The organism is Paracoccus haeundaensis, assembly GCF_006239215.1.
Taxonomy (GTDB): Bacteria; Pseudomonadota; Alphaproteobacteria; order Rhodobacterales; family Rhodobacteraceae; genus Paracoccus; species Paracoccus marcusii.
Genome location: NZ_VDDC01000127.1, coordinates 1 through 526 on the forward strand (window position 1 = coordinate 1; position 526 = coordinate 526).

The following is a 526-nucleotide window of genomic DNA, read 5'->3' on the forward strand; positions in this document are numbered from 1 at the left end:
GACGGTTGCTGCGAGGGCGACGGCGGATAGGAATACCTTCGGGCATCGGTCGTAGCGTGTAGCGACCCGTCGCCAGTCCTTCAGGCGTCCGAACATGATCTCGATCCTGTTGCGGCGCCTGTAACGGCGCTTGTCGTGCTTGATTGGCTTGCCGCGCGACTTCCTGCCGGGAATGCAGGGCTTTATTCCCTTGTCTTTCAATGCTTCCCTGAACCAGTTGGCATCATAGCCCCGGTCGGCTAGCAGCCACTCCGCGGCGGGCAGACTGCCCAGCAGGGCTGCCGCGCCGGTGTAGTCGCTGACCTGGCCTGCGGTCATGAAAAACCGGATCGGGCGGCCATCGGCATCGGTGACGGCATGCAGCTTGGTGTTCATGCCACCCTTCGTGCGGCCGATCAGACGGCCCCTCTGGTCGCCTGGCCCCCCTTTTTCGACCGCAGGCTGGTCGCCGTGCGATGCGCCTTGAGATAGGTCGCGTCGATCATCACCGTCTTCGGGACGGCGGCCTCGGAGGCCAGCCCAGCCA

At 64.6% G+C, this 526-nt stretch carries 1 pseudogene; it reads right to left on the minus strand.

The features are described from left to right. Positions 1-526, minus strand: a pseudogene (locus FHD67_RS20305) (IS5 family transposase); the annotation flags it as partial.